Annotated in this window: 18 protein-coding genes; 6 read left to right on the top strand and 12 right to left on the bottom strand. The window is 58.6% G+C overall.

The window, feature by feature from the left end; genetic code table 11:
- Positions 1-10: 10 nt before the first annotated feature.
- The gene (locus SB764_RS09685; RefSeq protein WP_183716871.1) at positions 11-979 is read left to right on the top strand and encodes a quinone oxidoreductase family protein; all 969 of its coding nucleotides are present in this window, start codon (positions 11-13) and stop codon (positions 977-979) included.
- A gap of 18 nt (positions 980-997) precedes the next feature.
- Here the strand turns inward: SB764_RS09685 and SB764_RS09690 are convergent, their stop codons facing one another.
- Positions 998-1,780, bottom strand: coding sequence for a response regulator (locus SB764_RS09690; protein ID WP_410863390.1), 783 nt, complete (start codon positions 1,778-1,780; stop codon positions 998-1,000).
- Between the two features lie 169 nt (positions 1,781-1,949).
- Here SB764_RS09690 and SB764_RS09695 point away from each other — a divergent pair, with 169 nt between their 5' ends.
- From SB764_RS09695 to SB764_RS09705, 3 genes are all read left to right on the top strand, one after another.
- On the top strand, positions 1,950-2,867 hold the full coding sequence (locus SB764_RS09695) for a LysR family transcriptional regulator (RefSeq protein ID WP_410863392.1): 918 nt from the start codon (positions 1,950-1,952) through the stop codon (positions 2,865-2,867).
- Between the two features lie 88 nt (positions 2,868-2,955).
- Positions 2,956-3,849 (top strand): ketopantoate reductase family protein, encoded by an 894-nt coding sequence (locus SB764_RS09700; RefSeq protein ID WP_074986945.1) that lies wholly within the window; start codon positions 2,956-2,958, stop codon positions 3,847-3,849.
- Positions 3,850-3,912: 63 nt separating this feature from the next.
- A complete protein-coding gene (locus SB764_RS09705; protein WP_321857730.1) occupies positions 3,913-5,118 on the top strand; it encodes a cytochrome P450 in 1,206 nt (401 codons plus the stop codon).
- 69 nt (positions 5,119-5,187) lie between these two features.
- Here SB764_RS09705 and SB764_RS09710 read toward each other — a convergent pair whose 3' ends face one another.
- Positions 5,188-5,700 carry a cytochrome P460 family protein gene (locus SB764_RS09710; protein WP_176081775.1) on the bottom strand — a complete coding sequence of 171 codons (513 nt, stop codon included), beginning with the start codon at positions 5,698-5,700 and terminating at the stop codon, positions 5,188-5,190.
- A gap of 317 nt (positions 5,701-6,017) precedes the next feature.
- Here SB764_RS09710 and SB764_RS09715 point away from each other — a divergent pair, with 317 nt between their 5' ends.
- Complete coding sequence (locus tag SB764_RS09715; protein ID WP_065058655.1) at positions 6,018-6,611, top strand: molybdopterin-dependent oxidoreductase; 594 nt, start codon at positions 6,018-6,020, stop codon at positions 6,609-6,611.
- 37 nt (positions 6,612-6,648) lie between these two features.
- On the opposite strand, the gene SB764_RS09720 is transcribed toward SB764_RS09715, so the two are convergent.
- From SB764_RS09720 to SB764_RS09765, 10 genes are all read right to left on the bottom strand, one after another.
- A complete protein-coding gene (locus tag SB764_RS09720; protein ID WP_146230065.1) occupies positions 6,649-7,512 on the bottom strand; it encodes a T6SS immunity protein Tli4 family protein in 864 nt (287 codons plus the stop codon).
- Between the two features lie 186 nt (positions 7,513-7,698).
- On the bottom strand, positions 7,699-8,577 hold the full coding sequence (locus tag SB764_RS09725) for a T6SS immunity protein Tli4 family protein (RefSeq protein WP_183716866.1): 879 nt from the start codon (positions 8,575-8,577) through the stop codon (positions 7,699-7,701).
- A gap of 179 nt (positions 8,578-8,756) precedes the next feature.
- Positions 8,757-9,620, bottom strand: a complete 864-nt coding sequence (locus tag SB764_RS09730; RefSeq protein WP_110328791.1) for a T6SS immunity protein Tli4 family protein — start codon at positions 9,618-9,620, stop codon at positions 8,757-8,759.
- A 185-nt stretch (positions 9,621-9,805) separates the two neighbouring features.
- The gene (locus SB764_RS09735) at positions 9,806-10,711 is read right to left on the bottom strand and encodes a T6SS immunity protein Tli4 family protein (RefSeq protein WP_146230066.1); all 906 of its coding nucleotides are present in this window, start codon (positions 10,709-10,711) and stop codon (positions 9,806-9,808) included.
- 155 nt (positions 10,712-10,866) lie between these two features.
- The gene (locus tag SB764_RS09740; protein WP_321893772.1) at positions 10,867-11,730 is read right to left on the bottom strand and encodes a T6SS immunity protein Tli4 family protein; all 864 of its coding nucleotides are present in this window, start codon (positions 11,728-11,730) and stop codon (positions 10,867-10,869) included.
- 185 nt (positions 11,731-11,915) lie between these two features.
- Entirely contained in the window at positions 11,916-12,959 is a 1,044-nt protein-coding gene (locus tag SB764_RS09745; RefSeq protein WP_410863397.1) for a T6SS immunity protein Tli4 family protein, read from the bottom strand.
- A 2-nt stretch (positions 12,960-12,961) separates the two neighbouring features.
- Complete coding sequence (locus tag SB764_RS09750; RefSeq protein ID WP_176081770.1) at positions 12,962-14,116, bottom strand: T6SS immunity protein Tli4 family protein; 1,155 nt, start codon at positions 14,114-14,116, stop codon at positions 12,962-12,964.
- 140 nt (positions 14,117-14,256) lie between these two features.
- Positions 14,257-15,261 carry a T6SS immunity protein Tli4 family protein gene (locus SB764_RS09755; protein WP_110328795.1) on the bottom strand — a complete coding sequence of 335 codons (1,005 nt, stop codon included), beginning with the start codon at positions 15,259-15,261 and terminating at the stop codon, positions 14,257-14,259.
- Positions 15,262-15,268: 7 nt separating this feature from the next.
- Positions 15,269-17,728, bottom strand: a complete 2,460-nt coding sequence (locus tag SB764_RS09760) for a phospholipase D-like domain-containing protein (RefSeq protein WP_410863399.1) — start codon at positions 17,726-17,728, stop codon at positions 15,269-15,271.
- Positions 17,728-20,694, bottom strand: coding sequence for a type VI secretion system Vgr family protein (locus SB764_RS09765; RefSeq protein WP_410863401.1), 2,967 nt, complete (start codon positions 20,692-20,694; stop codon positions 17,728-17,730). The genes SB764_RS09760 and SB764_RS09765 overlap by 1 nt, the downstream gene beginning before the upstream one ends.
- A gap of 257 nt (positions 20,695-20,951) precedes the next feature.
- Here SB764_RS09765 and frmR point away from each other — a divergent pair, with 257 nt between their 5' ends.
- Positions 20,952-21,227, top strand: coding sequence for a formaldehyde-responsive transcriptional repressor FrmR (gene frmR / locus SB764_RS09770; protein WP_065058649.1), 276 nt, complete (start codon positions 20,952-20,954; stop codon positions 21,225-21,227).
- Positions 21,228-21,235 lie beyond the last annotated feature (8 nt).

Consider the following 21,235-nt stretch of genomic DNA (forward strand, 5'->3'; position numbering starts at 1 on the left):
GCGCGCGAGCATGAAACAGATCGTCATGGAAGGCCCGGGGGGCATCGACAAGCTGCGCCTCGTCGATGCGAGCGAGCCCGTCGCGGGTCCGGGCGAAGCGCTCGTCGAAGTCGATGCTGCGGGCGTCAACTTCATGGATATCGGCGTGCGTCGCGGTGGTTTCTGGGAGTCGACGCCGGATCCGAAGCCGCTGGGCGTCGAAGGCGCGGGCCGCGTGCTCGCCGTGGGCGAAAACGTCACGGATGTGCGCCCCGGTCAGCGCGTCGCGTGGGTCTATGCGCCGGGCAGCTACGCGCAGCGCGTCGTCATTCCGACCGCCGCGCTTGTGCCGGTGCCCGACGAAATCGACCATCGCACCGCCGCCGCACTGATGATGCAGGGCCTCACGGCCAGCCACTTCGCGACAGACTTTTATCCGGTGCAGCGCGGCGATATCGCGCTCGTGCATGCGGCCGCGGGCGGCCTGGGCCTGTTGCTCACGCAGATCATCAAGTTGCGCGGCGGCACGGTGATCGGCCGCGTGTCGAGCGCGGCGAAGGCGGAGATCGCACGCGAAGCGGGCGCGGATCACGTCATCGTCGACGCGGACGGCGCCTTCGCCGAAGAAACCGTGCGGCTCTCGGGCGGCGAAGGCGTACACGTGGTCTACGACGGCTCCGGTCCCACGACCTTTCACGCGTCGATGGCCGCGCTGCGCCGCAGCGGCACGTTCTGCTGGTACGGCCCGGTGCTCGGCGACGCGGGACCGCTGCACATCATGAGCCTGCCGCGCAGCATCAAGATCGGTTACGCGGTGTTTGCCGATCACATCGCCACGCCCGCGTTGTTGCGGGCGCGCGCGAAGCAGTTGTTCGACTGGATCGTCGCCGGGGCAATCGACGTGCGTATCGGCGGGGTGTATCCGCTCGAACAGGCGGCGCAGGCGCATGACGACATGGAAAGCCGTCGATCGACCGGCAAGCTGCTGCTGATTCCGTGATGCGCCCAATGTGGGATCTCAGGCCGCCGCGCAACACGCCGATGCGCACGGGCCGGTGGCTTCGACAACCGTCGCCGAAAACAGATAGCCCTCGTTGCGTATCGTCTTGATGTAGCGGCCTTGCCGCACGCCGTCGCGCAAGCGCTGACGCACGCGGCTCACGAGCAGGTCGATCGAACGGTCGAGCAGATCGGCTTCGCGGCCTTGTGTGAGGTCGAGAAGTTGATCGCGCGTGAGCACGCGATTCGGATAATCGAGCAGCACGCGCAGCAAACGATATTCAGCGCTGCTCAGTGCAACGGTTGCGCCGCTCTCGTCCACAAGATGACGCGCCAGCGTGTCGAGCCGCCATTCGCCAAAACGCAGCACGCTCGCCATGTGCGCGACGGCGAGTCCGGGCGGCGGCAGACGCGCGCGGCGCAGGATCGCACGAATGCGCATGAACAGTTCGCGAGTCGCAAGCGGCTTCGCCAGGTAATCGTCGGCGCCCATTTCAAGGCCGACAATGCGGTCCTCCACGCCGTGACGCGTGGACAGCAGCACGATCGGCAAAGCATGAAAGCGGCGGTTAGCACGCAATTCGCCGCACAGCGCGAGGCCATCCGCATCGGGAAGACGGGTGTCCAGCACGATGAGATCGGGCGCGGACTGGTTTAACCGTGCTCGTAGATCACGCGCTCGCGAAAGCTGCGAGACACGCATGCCGCGGGTCTGCAAATACGTCGCGATACGCTCGCGTAGCGCCCCATCGTCGTCGACGATCAGGATGTGGTCTGGCGTTTGATGAGTATCTGAAAACATGACTTAGCGCTTCTTCGTTCCAACTCTTCAATTAGTTCGGATCGCTGATTAACTTCGTGGCGCATCCGGTTTAGCGATGGTGTCAGGAAGGCGCGATCTGGATAACAGCAATCGCGCCCCACCCCTGTTGCCTCACAAGCAACGCACGACATTCGATCCGGTGATCACCATGCGTCAACTCAATCATCAACGCCTGCGCTACTTTCACGCGGTCCTCGACCACGGCTCGATTCGCGGCGCCGCCGACAACCTCAATACGTCGCCCTCCGTCATCACGCGGCAAATCCGCATTCTGGAAGACGAACTGGGCGCGACGCTGTTCGACCGCTCCGCGAAAGGCGTGCGCCCAACCGACGCCGCGGCGCATCTGCTCGATTTTGTGGAAAGCTGCCGCTCGCAGCAGGAAAAACTCGAAGCACAACTCGGCGCGCTGCGCGGTTTGCAACAGGGGCGTATCCGGCTTGCCGTGAGCGAAGGTTTCGTCGATACGCTCACCGATGCCGTGCTCCGGCCGTTCTGCGCTCGCTATCCGTCGCTGACGATCGAGCTGAGCGTGCTGGGCCGCGACGGCGTGATCGAGGAGGTGGCGTCGAGCCGCGCTCATATCGGCCTCGCCTACAATCCGCCACCGCATCCGCTGATTCACAGCCTCGCGAGTTCGAATCAGCCAGTCGTGCTGTTATTGCGCAACGAACACCCGTTGGCGAAGGCGCGCACGGTCGCGCATGTTCACGACCTGCGTGCGTATCCGCTCGCGCTGATGCCCGAATCGTTCGGTATTGGCCATGCGGTGAGAATGGTCGAACTCGCGGAAGGCATCGAAATTCCCGCCGCGATAACGAGCAATTCCGTGGCGGCGCTCAAGCGTATGGTGACCGTCGATAACTTCGTCACGCTGATTGGTGAATTCGCCGCGCAAGCCGAAGTCGCACGCGGCGAGATAACAACCGTGCCAATCGAGCACAGCATTTTTCAAAGTACGCGCGCGCGCTTGCTCGTGAAGTCGAATCGCGCACTCGCGCCCGGACCGGCGGCGCTGCTCGACTGGATTCGCGAGCGCTTACCGGTATTTGCACCCGTGCATTGACGATGGCGGGAATAAAGCTGACGCGCCAGGTGTTATCGATGTCCGACGGGCCAGTGCATACGGCCAGCTTCGCTTCACGGAGGATAGTATGCGGTTTGCGGTTCTGGGCGCCGGCGCGGTCGGCTGCTATTTTGGCGGCATGCTCGCGCGGCACGGTCATGAGGTGATGTTGATCGGCCGATCGACGCATGTGGATGCGATTCGCGCGCGGGGATTACGCTTTCAGTCGCGAACGGTCGACCTGCGCCTGCCCGTGCAAGCCTCGACCGCCATCGAGGCGGCAGCGTCTGCCGACGCCGTGTTTGTCTGCGTGAAATCGCCAGATACGCAGGGCGCAGCACGCGCGCTGCGACATTCACTGGCATCGCATGCCATGGTCGTGAGTCTGCAAAATGGCGTGGACAATGCCGCGATGCTGCGCGCCGAACTGACACAACCCGTGATCAGCGCCGCCGTGTACGTGGCAAGCGAAATGGCGGGGCCAGGCCATTTGCTGCATCACGGACGCGGCGACCTGGAGATCGAAGACACGCCTTCGAGCGAAGCGCTCGCGCGCACGCTGCTCGACGCCGACATTCCCACGCGCATCGCCCGCGACGTGCGCGCCACGCTCTGGCAAAAACTCGTGCTCAATTGCGCATACAACGCGGTGTCGGCCATCGTTCAATTGCCGCTCGACGCCATGCCGCAACGCGACGCCTTGCGCGAGACCATGCGCGACGTGGTGACCGAATGCCTCGCCGTTGCAGCCGCGGAAGGCGTCCACTTCGACGACACACCCGCGCAAATTGTCGAGCGCATTGAAGCCGCCATTCCCGGCGGTCAATATTCGTCGACCGCACAAGACCTTGCACGCCGCAAGCCCAGCGAAATCGATTATCTCAACGGCGCGATCGTGCGCCGCGGATTGAATTCAGGTATCGCCACGCCTGCGAATCGCACGCTGCTTACGCTCGTCAAGATGCTCGAAGCGCGCGCGTGAACGTTCGCTTCACAACGCGCCCTTCGCTACACTACGATCCGCCCACATTCATCGCCCAAACTCATGCAATTCTCCGACTTCACCTCACCCGCGTTCTTCGCGAATCCGTATCCCGCGTATGAAAAGATTCGCGCAGCGGGTGCGCTGCTGCCCATCGCGCCGCAAGTTTTCGTCACGGGCCGCTTCGATGTGATCGACGCGCTGCTGCGCGATCCGCGTATGGGCAAAACATATCTGCAAAGCGTGGCCGCGCGCTACGGCGAAGCGGCAACGGCGCGGCCGGTGTTTCAGTCGCTGAACCGTACCTTGCTGATGATGAATCCCCCCACGCACACGCGATTGCGCGCGCTGCTGATGAAGACCTTCAACGCGCGGCAAATGGAGAAACTGCGTGACACGGTCGAAGCCACTACGCGCGCGCTGCTCGATGCAATCGGCACGAATGCCGGCTTCGATTTGATGAGCGACTTCGCACTGCCGTTGCCGGTTCGCATCATCTGCCAGTTGCTCGATGTGCCGCTCGAAGACGCCCACGCACTCGCAGGCGCCGCCGGTCGACTAGTCGCCGCGTTCGACCTTGCGCCGCTCGACGCGCAAGCGCTGAGCGCCGCTGACGAAGCGGCGCTCACGCTCGAACGCTATTTCCAGAACGTAATCGAGCAACGGCGCTCACAGCATGCCGACGATCTGATCAGCGCGCTGCTGCACGTGGAGGTGGATGGCGCGAAGCTCACCGACGAAGAAGTGGTGTCGAACGCGGTCCTGCTATTCATCGCCGGACACGAAACGACGTCGAATATGATCGGCAATACGATGCTCGCGCTGTTTCGGCATCGCGATCGGTATCAGGCGCTACAAGACGACCGCACGCTGTTGCCGCGCGCGATTGCGGAATGCCTGCGTTACGACGGCGCCGTGCAAATGGTCGTGCGCACGGCATTCGACGATATCGACGTGGGCGATTCGAAGCTCGCGCGCGGGTCCGTCGTTTTCATGCTGATTGGCGCGGCAAATCGCGACCCGCAGGCGTTCACGCAGCCCGACCAGCTCGACTTCGCGCGCGACGATACGGCTAAATCGCTGTCCTTCGGCGCGGGCATTCATTATTGTCTTGGCGCGCGGCTCGCCATGCTCGAAATGGAAGTCGCGATCGGACATTTACTCGATCGCTTTCCCGCGCTGCAGGCCGAGAATCTCGATGCGCTGGTCTGGCAGCACCGCAATAATCTGCGCGGGGTGACGGCATTGCCCGTGCGAACGGGGATTTGATTGGTTGTTGCTTCGGTGCGCGCCGCTCGTTGCAGCGGCGCGCTTTGCTTTGAGCGGCGAATTTTTTTCTCAAGGCGCGAAACGCGTGAAGACATAGTCGCGGTCTTTCACGCGTTCGGCGTGACACGCGAAGCAGGTTTGGTGCTGTTTCAGATCGGCCGGCTTGCCGTCGATGAAGCGACCGAAACCCCAACCGCCCGTCGACGCATAGCGCTTCGAATCCTTCACCATGACCTGCACCGTGGTGGGTTGGCCCGGCACCGTGGCGGGCGCGAAATCATCGGATTGCTTTTTCTTGTAGGCCAGCTTGACGAGCACCGCGCCGTCCGGGAACGGCAGCGTGGCGTTCTTGATCGCCTTGATCGCAGCGGGATTGCCGAGCACGACGCGCAATTCGTCGAGCGGCGCGGCTTCGGCGGCGGGCGCGATCATCTGCCACTCGCGATAGCCTGGCGGAATCGTCACGCCATAAATGGGCGATGCGTCGGGCGACGTCTGCTCTGCCATGACAGGCTGGTTCCCCAATATGGCAAGCGCCAGCGTCGCGCCACTCAGCAAGGCCTTGATGCGAGGGATTTTCATTCGGTACGCTCCGATAACTCGATTGCTTGATGTTGCGCCGCGCAGAAAGAGCGGCCTATATTGCTCCGTAGCCTAGCATCGGCGCTTCGCGCAGACGATACGGCAATCGGTTTATTAGAGTTATACCGACGTATATAGGCTACGCGTTATCATCCATGAATTTCGTTCGCCAACCGAAATAATAGCTTGATCTCGGTGGACGTTTAGACAGTCCGGACGCTGCGGCTTGCCGATATATACTGCAACCGCCTTATGTCGATACCGACACCCAGTTTCTCAACCCCGGCCAGCTAGCGTCAAAGAAAGGACCATCCGAAATGAACAAGCGGCAATTCTTGAGCGGCGCAGCCGCGTTCAGCGTCGCACCCGCGGCCTTCGCCGCAAAGCACGAAACGAGTGGCGCCGCGCATGCGACCTCGCCCGCCGTGCTGACGATCTCCGGCGATATCGGTCGGCATAATCGCGGCGGCGTCGATGTATTCGATCGTTTGTTCGAGAAACAGCTCGTGAAGTTCGACAAAGCCTATGCGTTCGACTTTCCCGCGCTGATGCGCTTGCCCGCAGTCACGATCCGCCCTACGCTCGAATACGATCAGCAGCCGCATACGCTCGCAGGTCCGCTGCTCGCCGACGTGCTGCAAGTTGCGGGCGTAACCGGCGCGGGGACGGCGCAGGTCATGCTGCGTGCGATCGATGGTTATGCGGTGATGGTGTCGCTGGAGAATCTGCGCGCGTGGCGTTATATCGTCGCCACGCATCTGGATGGCAAGCCCATGCCGCTGGGTGGGCTGGGGCCGCTATGGGCCGTGTACGACGCCGACCGCGTTCCGGAGCAGGCCAGCAAGCCGCTGAAGGAGCGGTTTGTGACCTGCCCGTGGGCGGTTTATCACGTGCAGGTGAATGCGGGTTAGTCGGACGCGGCGGCGGCTAAGTTGTTAGCGGATTGCGTTAGCGACGCTTGATCGATGCGGCGACTTCTTCGCCAATTTTTTCGAGTTCGTCGGCGGTGACGGGGGTTTTGCCTTGGGATGCGGCGGCGTTGCGTTCGACATACAAGAGCAAATCGGGTGTGTCGGTTGAGGCGTTAAGGTCGCCCTGCACGGTCACGAGATAGCCGTAATCCGTCGAATCGTCATTGCGTGTGATCGTGCCAAATGATCCCACCCCTTCGCGGCCGTCGAGCTTGACGGTTTGCCACGGGAACACGCCGTGCAATTTGACGGCCTTACCCACGCCGAACTCGCTGGTCCAGACAAACTCGTTCTTCTGGCGTGAGGTCAACTTGGGTTGATCTTTCAGCACCTTTAAATCGTGAAAGAAAATCAGCACATCGGGATGATCTTTCAAGCGGAAGGTGACGCCAACGGCGCGGGCTCGATCCGGTTGCTCGCTCTCGACGAAGGCACCCGGCAAGCACACGCCCGGAGCGGTTGGAACCTCACCGTCATCCCGCGCCCTGACGTTATCCAAGACAAATGCTGTGCTTTTTTCCGAGGCGGGTTGAGCAATGAATGAAATTGCCGTGCCGTTTTTATACGTGTAAAACCCCGAATCCTTTGCGCCCAACCACGCGAAACTCCGCGCGGCGCTCACCGCCAAGGGGGTGTATCGCTGATCCGCATAAGGCTTTTTCGCACTCGCGGCAAGCTCATCTTTCGCTCGGCCCACCAGCGCGTCGAATTCACTCTGAGAAACGCTTCTGCTGATCTCGAACTTGCCGTCGTATATGAAGGACGAGAGCGGCGCGGGCAAATTGTCGGAGAAACGAATCGGTTTGATCTGCGTATCGGTAAATGCCTTGGCAGTGCTCATGGCCACTTCCGCCTGGGACGGTAACGTCAACCGATAACGACCTACACATTCCTGTTGTGGTGCCGCCAACGCGTGTGTTCCCCCCAACATGGAGAGAAGCAGTGCTGCTGATCGGAACGTCATCGATGGCCTTGCTACTTTCATGTGTCTCGCACCGTCGGGCTAAAGAGAGAAGTGGTAACGAAGTCATCGCCGTTTGATCGAAGCCGCTACTTCTCTGCCAATTTCTTCGATTTCGTCTTCGGATACAGGGGTTTTTCCATTGGCTGCTGCGGCGTTACGCACGACGTAGAGAAGCAAGTCCGGGGTATCCACGGTCGCATCCGCATCCCCTTGCACGGTCACGAGATATCCGTAGTCGGTCGCATCGTCCCGTCGCGTGATGGTGGCCAATGATCCCACGCCTTCGCGCCCATCAAGCTTCACCGTGCGCCACGGAAATGCGCCGTGCAATTTGACGGACTTACCCACGCCGAACGCACTCGTCCACACAAACTCATTCTCCTGACGTGAAGTTAGCCTGGGCGCATATTTCTGTACTTTCGTATCGCGGAAAAAGATCAGCACATCCGGATGACGCTTCAGTCGATAGCTCACACCGACTATGCGCGTCTTGTCCACCTGACTCGTCCTGACGAAAACGCCTGGCAGACAGACTCCCGGCTCGGCTGGAACCTCTCCAACTGCGCGTGGTTGTAGATTCGTCAGAACCTCAAGCGCGGTGGTGCTCGCCGAATTCCTGTCGTCGGATCTCGTGACGAACGACACGGTCTTTCCGTCCTTGAACGCGTAGAAGGCCGCTCCGCCGCGACCCGTCCACGCATACGAGCCCGAGCCCTGCACCGACAAAACCACAGGCCGCTCGTCCGGTGACTTGTCCTGCTCCCTCGCGATGCGATCCTTCATCGTGTTGACGAGCGCATCATAGCCATCACGCGAAATGCCATCGCTGATATAAAACGTTCCGTTGTAGACAAACGAGGAAAGCGGCGCAATCAGCCCATCGGGGAAGCGGATATTCGATTCCTGCGGCCCGCGAAAGGCTTCGACGATCGTGAGCGCCACATCTGCCTCGTCGGGGAGAGTCAGGCGATAGCGACCTACGCATTCCTCTTGTGGCGCGGCTAACGCGTGTGTTGCCCATAGTATGGAGAGAAGCAGCGCTGCTGATCGAAATATCTTCGATGGCCTTGCTGCCTTTATATGTCTCGCACCACTGCCGAAAGAGAGAAGCGTTAGTGAAGTCATCGCCGTTTGATAGAAGCCGCTATTTCTTCGCCGATTTTTTCGAGCTCGTCGGCTGTGACGGGGGATTTTCCTTGCGATGCAGAAGCATTTCGCTCGACATACAGTAGCAAGTCGGGCGTATCGGCGGCAGCGTCCAGATCGCCCTGCGCGGTCACGAGATAACCGTAGTCCGTCGAATTGTCTCTGCGCGTGATGGTGGCGAACGAACCCACACCTTCGCGGCCATCGAGCTTGACGGTGCGCCACGGAAATACACCGTGCAATTTTACGGTCTTGCCCACGCCGAACTCGCTGGTCCAGACGAACTCGTTCTTCTGGCGCGAAGTTAGCCGTGGCTGGTCCTTCAAGACCTTCAAGTCGTGAAAGAAAATGAGTACATCGGGATGCTCTCTGAGCCGAAATGTCACGCCGACATTGCGTAACGCGTCAGGGCCGTCACGTTCAATGAACAGGCCCGGGAGGCACACGCCGGGCATTGAAGGCACTTCGCCATCGCCTCGCACCCGGAGACTGCCGAGTATTTCCAGTGTTTTCTGCTCAGGAATCAGGTCCGCTATGAACGAGACAGTCGTCCCATCTTTGAAAGTATAGAACCCAGACTTGTCCGGGCTCTTCCACGCGACGCTATTGGCGTCTTCGACAGAGAGGAGTTTGAATCGCTGATACTCGTACGGCTTTCCGGCGCTCCTCACAACAGCATCTTTGGCGTGTTGCATCAGCGCATCCGCCGCACCAGGAGAAAGGCTTCTACTGATTTTGAACGCACCATCAAAGGCAAAGATAGATAGTGGCGAATTCAGATTGTCCGGGAAACGAATCGGCTCGTCATCGGGTCCGGTGAGCGACTTCGCACTGCTCATTGCGACGTCGGCCTCGGATGGCAAGGTCAAACGATATCGCCCTACGCACTCCTCTTGCGGAGCAGCGAACGAGTGCGTTGCCCATAGCATGCAGAGAAGCAGAGCTGCCGCTCGACGCGTCTTCGACGGCCTTGCTGCCGTCACATGTCTCGCACCACTGCCTGAAGAGAGAAGCGTTAGTGAAGTCATCGCCGTTTGATGGAAGCCGCTATTTCTGCGCCGATTTTTTCCAGCTCGTCGGCGGTGACGGGGGCTTTGCCCTCTGCTGCGGAGGCATTGCGTTCGACATACAGCAATAAGTCGGGCGTGTCAGTCGACGCATCGGGATTGCCTTGCACCGTCACGAGATAACCGTAGTCGGTCGAATCGTCGTTCCTTGTGATTGCACCGAAGGATCCCACGCCTTCCCTGCCGTCGAGTTTTACTGTGCGCCACGGGCTCGCACCGCGAAGTTTGACGGCCTTGCCCACGCCGAACTCGTTGGTCCAGACGAACTCACTCTCCTGACGTGCAGTTAGCTTCGGCTGATCCTTCAATGCTTTGGAATCACGGAAGAAGATCAACACATCCAGGTGGCTTTGCAGCCGGTACGTTGAGCCAACGATGCGGCTCTTGTCCACCTGACTCGTTTTGACGAACAAGCCGGGCAGACAAACGCCCGGCTCAACGGGGATATCTCCCGTGCTGCGTGGTTCCAGATGTTCCAATACGTCAAGCGCGTCGCCACTCGCCTCCTGCACGTCTTGCGATTTTGTGAGGAACGTGATGGTTCTACCGTTCTTGAACGCATAGAAAGCCGCTCCGCCACGGCCCGACCAGGCAAACGAACTCGTATCCCGCACCGGCAAAACCGAGAGTCGCTGATCCTGAAACTGTTTGTTCTGACTTGCCGCAACGCGATTCTTCATCGTATCGACGAGCGCATCGTAGCCGTCATGCGTGATGGCTTCCGTGATGTAGAAGGTCCCGTTGTAGATAAACGATGAAAGCGGCGCAAAAAGCCCGTCGGGAAAACGGATATTCGATTCCTGAGGTTCGCGAAAAGCCTTGGCTGTCGTGAGCGCCACATCTGCTTCGCTGGGAAGGGTCAAGCGATATCGCCCTACGCACTCCTCTTGCGGAGCAGCGAACGAGTGCGATACCCACAGCGTGAATAAAAGCAACGCCGTTGATCGAAATATCTTCGATGGCCTTGCTGCCTTTATATGTCTCGCACCACTGCCGAAAGAGAGGTTCCTTAATGAAGTCATCGTCGTTTGATGGAAGCCGCGATTTCTTTGCCGATTCTTTCCAGCTCCTCGGCGGCGACGGGGGATTTTCCTTGCGATGCAGAAGCATTTCGCTCGACATACAGTAGCAGGTCGGGCGTATCGGTCGCAGCGTCTAGATCGCCCTGCACGGTCACGAGATAACCGTAGTCCGTCGAATCGTCATTGCGTGTGATCGTGCCAAATGAACCTACGCCCTCACGGCCATCAAGTTTGGCGGTTTTCCACGGGAATGCGCCGTGCAATTTCACGGCTTTACCCACACCGAACTCGCTGGTCCAAACGAATTCGTTCTTTTGTCGGGAGGTCAGCTTCGGTTGATCTTTCAGCACTTTCAAGTCGTGGAAGAAGACCAGCACATCAGGATGCTCCTTGAGCCGAAATGTCACGCCGATGTTGCGCACATCGTCAGGTTGGTCACTGGAGATGAAGAGTCCCGGCAAACACACGCCGGGCCTCGCAGGCACCTCGCCCTCGGCTCGCGTGTTAACGTTCGCTAAAACTTCAAGTGCACGTTGTTCGGAGACGGACCTCGTGAGAAATGAGACTGCCGTCCCATCCTTATAGGTATAGAAACCCACCGCCTTTGTGCTTCGCCACGCAAAGCTCCTGGCGTCATTTACTGGAAGCACGATGAATCGCTGATCTGCGTAAGGCTCCTTTGCGCTCGCTGCGACCTGATCTTTGGCCCGTTTCACTCGCGCGTCAAAGTCGCTCGGTGGAAGGCCTGCGGTGATTTTAAATGTGCCGTCGTAGGCGGACGAAGAAAGAGGTGCACTCGTTCCGTCGGCGAACCTGATAGGTGCCACCTGGCCATCGGTAAATGCCTTCGCCGTGGTCATGGCGACTTCGGCCCCTGAGGGCAAAGTCAAACGATATCGCCCTACGCACTCCTCTTGCGGTGCGGCGAGCGCGTGTGTTGTCTTCAGTATGAAGACCAGCAACGCCACTGATCGAGACGGCAATCCCGGCTTTGATGTTGTCTTGCTTGTCGCGCTCGCAAGTGACGAGAAAGGGTTCGGCACGTTCATCGACGCCTTATCGAAGCCGCCACTTCCTCGCCTATTTTCTCTAACTCATCGGCGGTGACGGGGGTTTTGCCTTGGGACGCAGCGGCGTTGCGTTCGACATACAAGAGTAAGTCGGGTGTGTCGGTTGGAGCATTAAGATCGCCCTGCACTGTCACGAGATAGCCGTAGTCTGTCGCGTCATTCCGGCGCGTGATTGTAGCGAACGTGCCTACCCCTTCGCGGCCGTCGAGCTTGACGGTTTGCCACGGGAACACGCCGTGCAATTTGACGGCCTTACCCACGCCGAACTCGCTGGTCCAGACAAACTCGTTTTTCTGGCGTGAGGTCAGCTTGGGCTGGTCCTTCAGCACCTTTAAATCGTGGAAGAAAATCAGCACGTCCGGATGTGCCTTCAATCTGAAGGTGACGCCTATGTTGCGCACGTCGTCAGGTTGACTGCTAGCGACAAATAAGCCCGGCATGCATACACCGGGTGAAGCAGGCATTTGTCCATCTTTACGCGTGCTGACATTTGCCAGAATATCGAGCGCTCGCTGTGGCGACATCGAATCGGTCGTGAAAGAAACGGCGGTTCCATTCTTGTAGGTATAGAAACCTGCACCCTTTTCGCTACTCCATGCGATGCTTCGCTCATCGCTCACAGGCAATAAGGTGAAATGCTGAGCCGCAGCAGGATCCTTTTCACTCGCCAGCACCTTCTCTTTGGCGCGCTTTAGCTTCGCGTCAAAATCACTCTGCGAAACGTCTTTACTGATCTTGAACGCTCCGTCATACGCAAACGAGGACAGTGGTGCGATCAAATTATCCGAGAACCGAATCGGCGCGTCCTGCCCGCTGATGAATGCTTTTGCCGGGGTCATCGCTGCCTCGGCCTCCGAGGGTAACTCCAGACGATACCGGCCTACACATTCTTCTTGCGGCACGGCTAGCGCGTGCGCTGTCTTCAGCATGAAGAGAAGCAAGATTGATAATCCTCGCATCGCGCCGAACTTTGCTGTCGTGGTGCTTGCCGCGCTCGCAAGTGAGAAAGGGGCCGGCATGCTCATCGACGCCTGATCGAAGCGGCTACTTCTTCGCCAATCTTTTCGATCTCGTTGGCGCTGACAGGCGGTTTTCCCTGAGATGCGGAGGCGTTGCGCTCGACGTACAGCACGAGGTCGGGGGTGTCGGTAGTTGCATCGGGATCGCCCTGTACAGCAACGAGATAGCCGTAGTCCATCGAATCGTCAATTCTCGTTATCGTGCCAAACGAACCCACGCCTTCTCGTCCATCGAGCTTGACGCCACTCCACGGTAATACGCCATGTAGTTTCACTTTTTTGCCAACGCCCAAGCCGCCCGTCCAAAGCAACTCACTCTGTTGACGCGATGTGAGCTTAGGTTGATTCGGGAGGGCTTTCGAGTCTCGAACGAAGATCAACACATCAGGATGCGACTTCAGGCGAAATGTCACGCCAACATCGCGCACATAATCGGGTTGATCGCTCATCACAAAGATACCGGGCAAGCATACTCCCGGAACGTGAGGCACTTCGCCATCGGCGCGCGCCTTGCTGTGCTCAAGTGTTTCGACAGCGCTTTGCCCGGAAGACGACATTCCTACAAATTCGATTGCCGTCCCGTCAATATACGTATAGAAACCAGACGTCTTTGGCCCCTTCCACACCAGACTATTTGGGTCGCTTCTATCGACGATACTAAACCTCTGGCTGGCGTAAGGCTTGGTGGCGCTTGCCGCCGCGTTTGCTTTCGCCTCCTTGATAAATAGGTCGAATTCGCTTCGAGACACGCTCCTACTGATCGAAAAGGTGCCGTTGTATATAAAGGACGACAGCCGTGCAGTCTTGTCATCCCCGAACCGTGTAGGCGAAATCTGTTGGCCGATGAATGCTGTCCTGGTGGTCATGGCAACGTCGGCTTCGGAGGGCAAAGTCAAACTATAACGCCCTACACACTCTTGCTGCTGTGCGCCCTGCGCTTGCGAAAATTGCAGGGCGACCATAAATAAAACCGCACATCGACACATCATCCTGAAGTTCTTCACCAGAATATTCTTCACCCGATCGACCCACTTCGCGAACTTGTCGTCTGCATCAGAATAGATTGGCAATGACACAGTAAATCCAGTCAGATTTTTGAGTTTGTCGGCGTCTTCGTTTTGACGGGGTTTAGACCAAAACTCGTCATCGAATGGCATTGCGCCATTCGTTGACTTTGTTTGCGAGCAGGCCAGCAAACCACTGAAGGAGCGGTTTGGGACCTCCCCGGGGGTGGTTTATCAGGTGCGGGTGAATGACGGGTAGTCGTGTGTCGTGGCCTCATTGCAGGCAGATCGCGTTACCGACGCCTGATCGAAGCGGCTACTTCTTCGCCAATCTTTTCGAGTTCGCCGGCAGTAACAGGGGTTTTGCCTTGGGAGGCGGCGTCGTTACGCTCGACATAGAGCAGCAGGTCGGGCGTATCGGTCGCAGCATCGGGATCGCCTTGCACGGTCACGAGATAACCGTAGTCTGTCGAGTCGTCTCTACGCGTGATGGTGGCGAACGAGCCCACGCCTTCGCGACCATCGAGCTTGACAGTGCGCCACGGAAACGCGCCGTGTAGTTTGACCGCCTTGCCCACGCCAAACTCGCTGGTCCAGACAAATTCGTTCTTCTGGCGTGAGGTTAATTTCGGCTGCCCCGTCAAAGCTTTTGCGTCACGGAAGTAGATCAACACATCCGGATGATCTTTCAGTCTAAATGTCACCCCAACTTCACGTGAATAGTCAGGCTGGCTGCTCGATATGAACACGCCTGGCAAACACACTCCAGGCATCGTGGGCACCTCACCGTCAGCCCTCACCTTGAGATGATCGAGCACATCGACGGCGCGTTGCTCAGAACCAGACCTTGCCAAAAACGAAATTGCCGTTCCGTCGATATAAGTGAAGAAGCCAGACGTCGTGGCCGCTTTCCAAATCAAACTCTGCTTACCGCTTACCTTCACAACGCTAAACCGCTGGTCTGCGTAGGGGCTCTGCGCGCTCGCGGCAGCATTGCTCCTGGCTTGCGTAACAAGGGCGTCAAACTCGCCCTGAGAAACGCTCCTGCTGATTAAAAACGTGCCGTTGTATAAAAATGATGAAAGTGATGCGGTCAAATCGTCCGAGAAGCGAATAGGCGAGCTTTGTCGACCATTGAAGGCTTTTTCGGTGGTCATTGCCACTTGGGCATCCGAAGGCAGCGTCAGGCGATAACGGCCGACACATTCTTCCTGTTGTGCCGCCAGTGTTGGCACAGACGACACCACGGCGAAAATCATAGCCAGGTATCGATGCATTGTTCCGAACTTCATTGCCATAGTTTGGTCATCCAATCGATTCACTATCGTGGCCGGTCACTTGCGTCAGCTCTGTTTGGGCATCTGCATTGAGTTCATGCGATTTTGGAGGCAAGCTATTTTCAGCAACAAGCGAAATAGCATAACCAAGGTTATTGTTCTCACCTTGAGTCCAATAAATAGGCAACGCCACGATAAATCCAGTCACCTCATCAAGCTTGCTTGTACCATCGGATTGTCTGACTTTTGACCAAAACTCATCATCAAATGGCATCCTGCCATTCGTCGACTTTGATTCCGGGTCCCAAGTTGGCCAAATCGACGCGTATTGAACTTGCTGATTCGACACACTGACCCCAACCGTATTCCGCGGAATAAAATCAAACGCCGCCTCGTAAATCAGCCGGTTCGCGTCCGCCACCTGCTGAATCTTCTTCCAGTTCTCCGGATTCGCGGGCTGATCCACCGCGCTCCTCAGCGCTTCAGCCGGCCTCACTTTCCCCGTGAGACCGAATATCTTGCTCCACACGCCTTTGCGCAATTCGCGCGCGAAATTGCGGGTGATCCGGACGTCCCCATTCCCACTGATATCGTGCTTTTCTTTCGCCGAATCCGAGATGAGCACGGCGATTTCCGAATCGCGCGATCCCAGCATACTGCGGTCATTGATATTCGCGCTACCCAAAAGCGCAAACAGGTCATCGACGATCATCATCTTGGTGTGGATGTAGATCTGCTCCGTCACATAGCGATCACCCAACTTTGCCCAATTGCGCAAATTGAGCAGCGTGACATAGTCATTGCACCGCTCCATATCCACGTCTTCGTACCGACGATCGTTCGCATCCGTCGTCACCTTCTTCCAGTCGGCGACCTTCTTGTCGCGCAACTCCCTGGCTTTGATATAGCGCCGCACGCGATTCAGCAGGCTGAACGGGCCGAACACCAGCGTCTGCATGGTCCAGTGGACCTGCGCCATGATATTGCCGTCGCTCAGTTTCCCTTCCGGGTGAACCGGCAGCGTAATGATGACGTGGAAATTCTCCTTCGCGCCCGACATGATCGCCTTGCCGATCCTCTGCCCCAGCGCCTCGCAGATGAAATTCTTCGGCGCTTCGTTGGGTTTGTCCGAGACAAGATGCGTTGCCCATTCCTGGAAACCACTTGCTTTGACCTTGGCGGCCGGACCGGACAAAGGATCCGTCGACTTCAAATCCGCCGCAGTCTTGCTCGGGTCGGTATGCTCCACCCCAAACGCAGAAACAAAAAACTGATTCTCGATATAAATAAACGACGTTGCACCTTCGATGAGGTTCTTCATGGCCAGCGCGATTTCGCACTGTTTTCCAGTCGGCTGCGTAACGTCTTTCTTCGCATCGTCCTTCAAGGCCGCATACTCAGCCTTGCGCATCTTGAACGGCGCACTGCGCAGCACCTGCACCGTGCAGCCGCCCGAGACGGCCTCAGGCTCCGCGGGCAAATCGAGCGGCGTCTTTTCTCCGCCCTCGCTGTTCCAGCGATAGACGAAATTGCGCGCAATATCCGCAGCGGACGGTCCTTCAATGAGCACGTGCACGTCCTGCCACGGCATGCGCGGCTGCCGCGTGGCGTCGAGCGTGGCGTCGCTGGGGGAAAGACCGGTGGGACGCGACATCGCCGACCAGTAGGGCGTCTCGCCGCTATAGTCCGTCTGCACCGCGCCATTTTCGATTTTCTTCAGAATCTCGGTGCGATTCGACGTCCAGAGTCCGCCAAACGTCGGGTGATTGTCATAGGCGCCGGTGAGCAAATCCGGATCGACAAGCTTCTCCGGCTTCACATGTCCCAAATGCGGTATGCAGCCGTTGTAGCGATTCAGGCCCTCGCGTCCTTCCGCATCCGCGTGCAGATCGTAAGTTTCGTCATCGAAACGGCCGTAACACACATCCATGCCGCCGATAAACGCCTTGTGCTCGTCAATCACCACGAACTTCTGGTGATGGCTGAAGAAACCCGGATCCTCATCGGCTAACGAGGCAGCGAGCGTGACCGTCACGCATTTGCGCCCAACCAGTTCGTTGATCGCCTCGAGCACCGGCACGGTCTGCTTGTCGTACGTCTGGATCGGCGGCGAATGCTTCCACGGCATCACGTAGATTTTCAGCCCGGCATTGGCGCGCGCGGCTTTCAGCAACACGTCGAAAAGGCGCAGGCCGCCAGGAGCGAATTGCGCGTCCCAGTTCACCTGCCAGCCGCCGATATAAATCGACTTCTGCGCGCCTTCGAGCTCCTCCGCCAGTTTCTTGAAGTAGCTCTTGCCGGTCGTAAACGGCGTGACGGTGTTGCCCGTGCGCGGCCAGGAGAACGACTGGTCGGAGAGTACCCAACGGTTGTCCGCTGCGTTGGACGTCAACGCGTTCCCGGCTTCATCGATAATCTGGCGCAGCGTTTTAATCGGCGACGCGTCGAAAAGCAACCCCGTGCTTCCCTCGAGCGATGTGGCCTCCATCAAGCCTCTCCTTTCAACTTGTCCAACAACGTGCCATCGCTTTCGGTCTGCCATTCCTGGCGCGCGAGTTTCGCAAAGCCCTGATCGACATCGCCCTGTTCCGTGACGTACATGCGCTGGCTATAGCCCATTGCGTCGAGTGCTTCGTAGAAGCGGTCGCTCTCCGTCCAGTCCACGGTCTGGCGGCTCAATGCGAGCGAATGCACCTGTCCACCGTAGGCGAGCCAGATCTGTCCGGGCGTGGCGTTCCAGGCGTCGTGCAGCGTCTTCTGATCGGCGGCGGACAACGCGACTTTGCCCGTCGAATCGCTTTTGCCGCTGAGTATGAAATCGGACGACATGTGCGCGTCGTTCGCGCTCCGCGCGGAGACGATGCGCCACGGCATATTGATGTACGGATGGCCGTTCGGTCCCGGCATATCCGCGAGCACCATATTGAAGGCGACCGGTCCTTGTGTTTCGGCCTGAGCGAATACCGGCAGCGGATAATTCTGCTGCGCCGGGCCGGCGAAACTATGTTGCGTGCCTTTCACGTCGATCGCGCCGGGCGCGTGAATTTCAATGTTGCCGTCCTTGATGCGGATATACGCGCCGCCGGACGTCAACACGATTTCTTTCTTCGCCGCGATCTCGACGTTTTCAGTCGCCGAAATCAGACGTGTGGCCTTCTGCGAAACGAGTTCGACGTTATCCGATTGCGCCTGCACTTCGACTTTGCCTTTACCCGCGAACAGTTTGATGCCGGAGCGCTGCGCGAAGAGACTGATCTTTTCCACCGCGCCGCCAATCAGCGATTTACCGCTCGCGATTTGCACGCTCTGTCCGCTAATAACCGATATTTGCTGTGCGGCGGTCACATGCGCGGACTGCTGCGTAGACAGCGCAATCCCCGAAGGGCTCGCCATCAGCATCACCGGATCGGTGAATGCGTTCGCGCTACCGGTGCCGCCGCCAGCCGTATTGCCGCCGCTCGCACTCGCACCTTGTTTCGTCGATTGCGTGGCGCTCGCAAAGGTCTTGAGCGCATTCGTGCCGTCCTGCAAGGTCTCGGCCTGGTGCGATTCGCTCGCCTGCGAAAGCGCGTCGATCGTCTCCTGCGCGTTCGTCAATTGCGAGTGCGCTTCGGCAACATCGAGTTGCTGACTCGTCGTGCTTTTCGCGTACGTGCTCACATACAGGCCCTGGCCCGCGTTGATCGCACCGAACGCATCCGACTTCAGATCGAAGCCGCTGCCCAGATACGCGCCGCGCGAATTCGCGTTTTGCGCGACCAGATAACCCAGATGCAGTTGCGAATTCGCGCTTGTGCTGTACAGTTGCGCGCGATTCTGGCCGGTGGCGTCATCCATCACGAGCTGGTTATAGCCGCTGCCACCGTATTCCTTCGACTTGTAGCCCGAGAGAATGCCGTTCGAGTGCCAGTTTGGCGTGGTCGCGCCGTTATAGACGCGCGCCGTCACCAACGGTCGATCGCAATCGCCGTCGAGCCAGTTCACGATCACTTCCTCGCCCACACGTGGCACATGCACGCCGCCATAACTGCTGCCCGAATCGGACATCGCCACGCGTATCCAGCACGACGCGTTTTCATCGCCCGCATTGAGGCGGTCCCAATGGAAATGCACCTTGATGCGATTGAGCGAATCGGTATGCACCTCTTCGTTCGACGGGCCGACCACGATAGCCGTCTGCATGCGCATTGCCGGCTTGTGATGTTCAAGCGGACTGCGATACGGCACGGCCTTGCGCTGCGCTTCGATCTTCACCAAAAGAAAGCCTTCGCTGCCGTCCGAGGCTTTCACCACCAGCGCGTCGCTGTCGCCCTGATTTGCGCTCTTGATCGCCGCCAGTTCGCCTTGCAGGCTGTGCGGAAACGATTGCGTCGGCGTGGTCGTTGCGGGCAGATTGTTTTCGATGAACCAGCGCGCGTCGATCACCGCAAACTGGCGATCCTGCTGGCTGTCCGCGTCGTGCACCGGATGGCCGTCGAGTTCGAACCAGCGCCCGGCGTCGAGATTGCGCACGGCGCCCGCGCCTTCGAAGCGCTTCGCGCGCGACTCCCACTCCTGCATGCGGATTTCGCTGAGCGTGTCGCCGCGCGACTGCTCGCCGTAGGTGTACGCGCCCGTGTATTCGTAGACTTCGGCCTGTTGGGGCAGATTGCCCTGCGTGGCCAGCGTCGGCACCGACGTGCCTTTGGGATTCACCGATGTAGAAGGCGACTTGTAGTCGAATGTGCGCGTGGCCAGCGTCACGCTTTGCAATCTGCGCGTACCGCTCCATTGCACCAGCGCATTGGTTTCGCTATTCACGCCCGATCGGTAAAAATTAACCGATTGTGGATTTAAAGCGGGCAATGCGCCGATATTGTCGGTAATTACGACCGCGTGCGATTTCCCATCAGTGGCTTGTTCGAAATAGCTGAATAGGCCTTCGGATTCCATAATCCGCTGGCAGAAATTCCAGTCACTCTCGTATTGCACGCAAAACGAACGCGAAGGCAATGCATTTTGAATAACAAAGCGGAATGCGCCCTGCGCCTGCGGATGCGCATTGAAGACGTCGGTGAGAATGGCGTCGGCGGTTTTGTCCTGCCAGATGCGGGCGTCCGAGCGGAATTTGAGGAAGTGCTGCCACGAGGCGAATTCCAGCTGATAGCTCGTCAAACTGCCGTCCGCGCCCAGCCGGCGGGCCGTGTGGACGTAGCCGTGGTACGGCAGATACGTCTGGTCGGCCTGCTGCAGCCATAGCGTGACGGGCTGCGCGATCAGCTTGCTCAGATCGACGTTTTCGTCCGTAGCGACGGCGTCAATCGTAAAGCCGTAATCGCGGCCAATACGGGTATGGCCGATGGCACGCTGCGGCAGCAATACATTATCGCCGAGCGGTGTATCGAGTTTGAGCAGGCGGCCGTCCTGCAGCAATGCGGCCCCGCTTATCAGACTGCTTATATTCCCCACCCCCATCTTCGCCTCTGTTATTCGTTATTTCTTGAATGCGTAATCTTACTGTTATGTCGATTTCCGGTCACGCTTTGTATGAATAATCGACGCGCAGTCCGGCGCTTTAAATGTAAGCAGACGTGTCGAATAAGCGTTCTCCATGCGCATTGACTATGCTTGGCTTAGCGCCGAGGCGTCGGCAGCTAAAGCACGGGTTTTTCCAACATACTCCCACCGAGTATGCTAGGATACTCCCGTGCAGTATCCCACCTGGACTCGTTATGCCCCATAGCCCCGAAGAGAAGAAGCGCGTTCTCGCCCGCGTACGCCGCGTGCGCGGGCAGATCGACGCGCTCGAGCGCGCCCTCGAGGAAGGCGCGGATTGCGGTCCGGTCCTGCAGCAGATCGCGGCGGTGCGCGGCGCGATCAACGGGCTGATGGCCGGGGTACTGGAGAGTCATCTGCGCGAGGAGTTTTCCCATCTCGCGGCAGCGAACGGCACGCCCGACAAACCCATCGAAGAGGTGGTTTCTCTCGTGCGTTCGTATTTGCGCTAAACACTCGC

The sequence above is a fragment of the Paraburkholderia sp. SIMBA_027 genome (genome assembly GCF_046535315.1).
Lineage (GTDB): Bacteria > Pseudomonadota > Gammaproteobacteria > Burkholderiales > Burkholderiaceae > Paraburkholderia > Paraburkholderia tropica.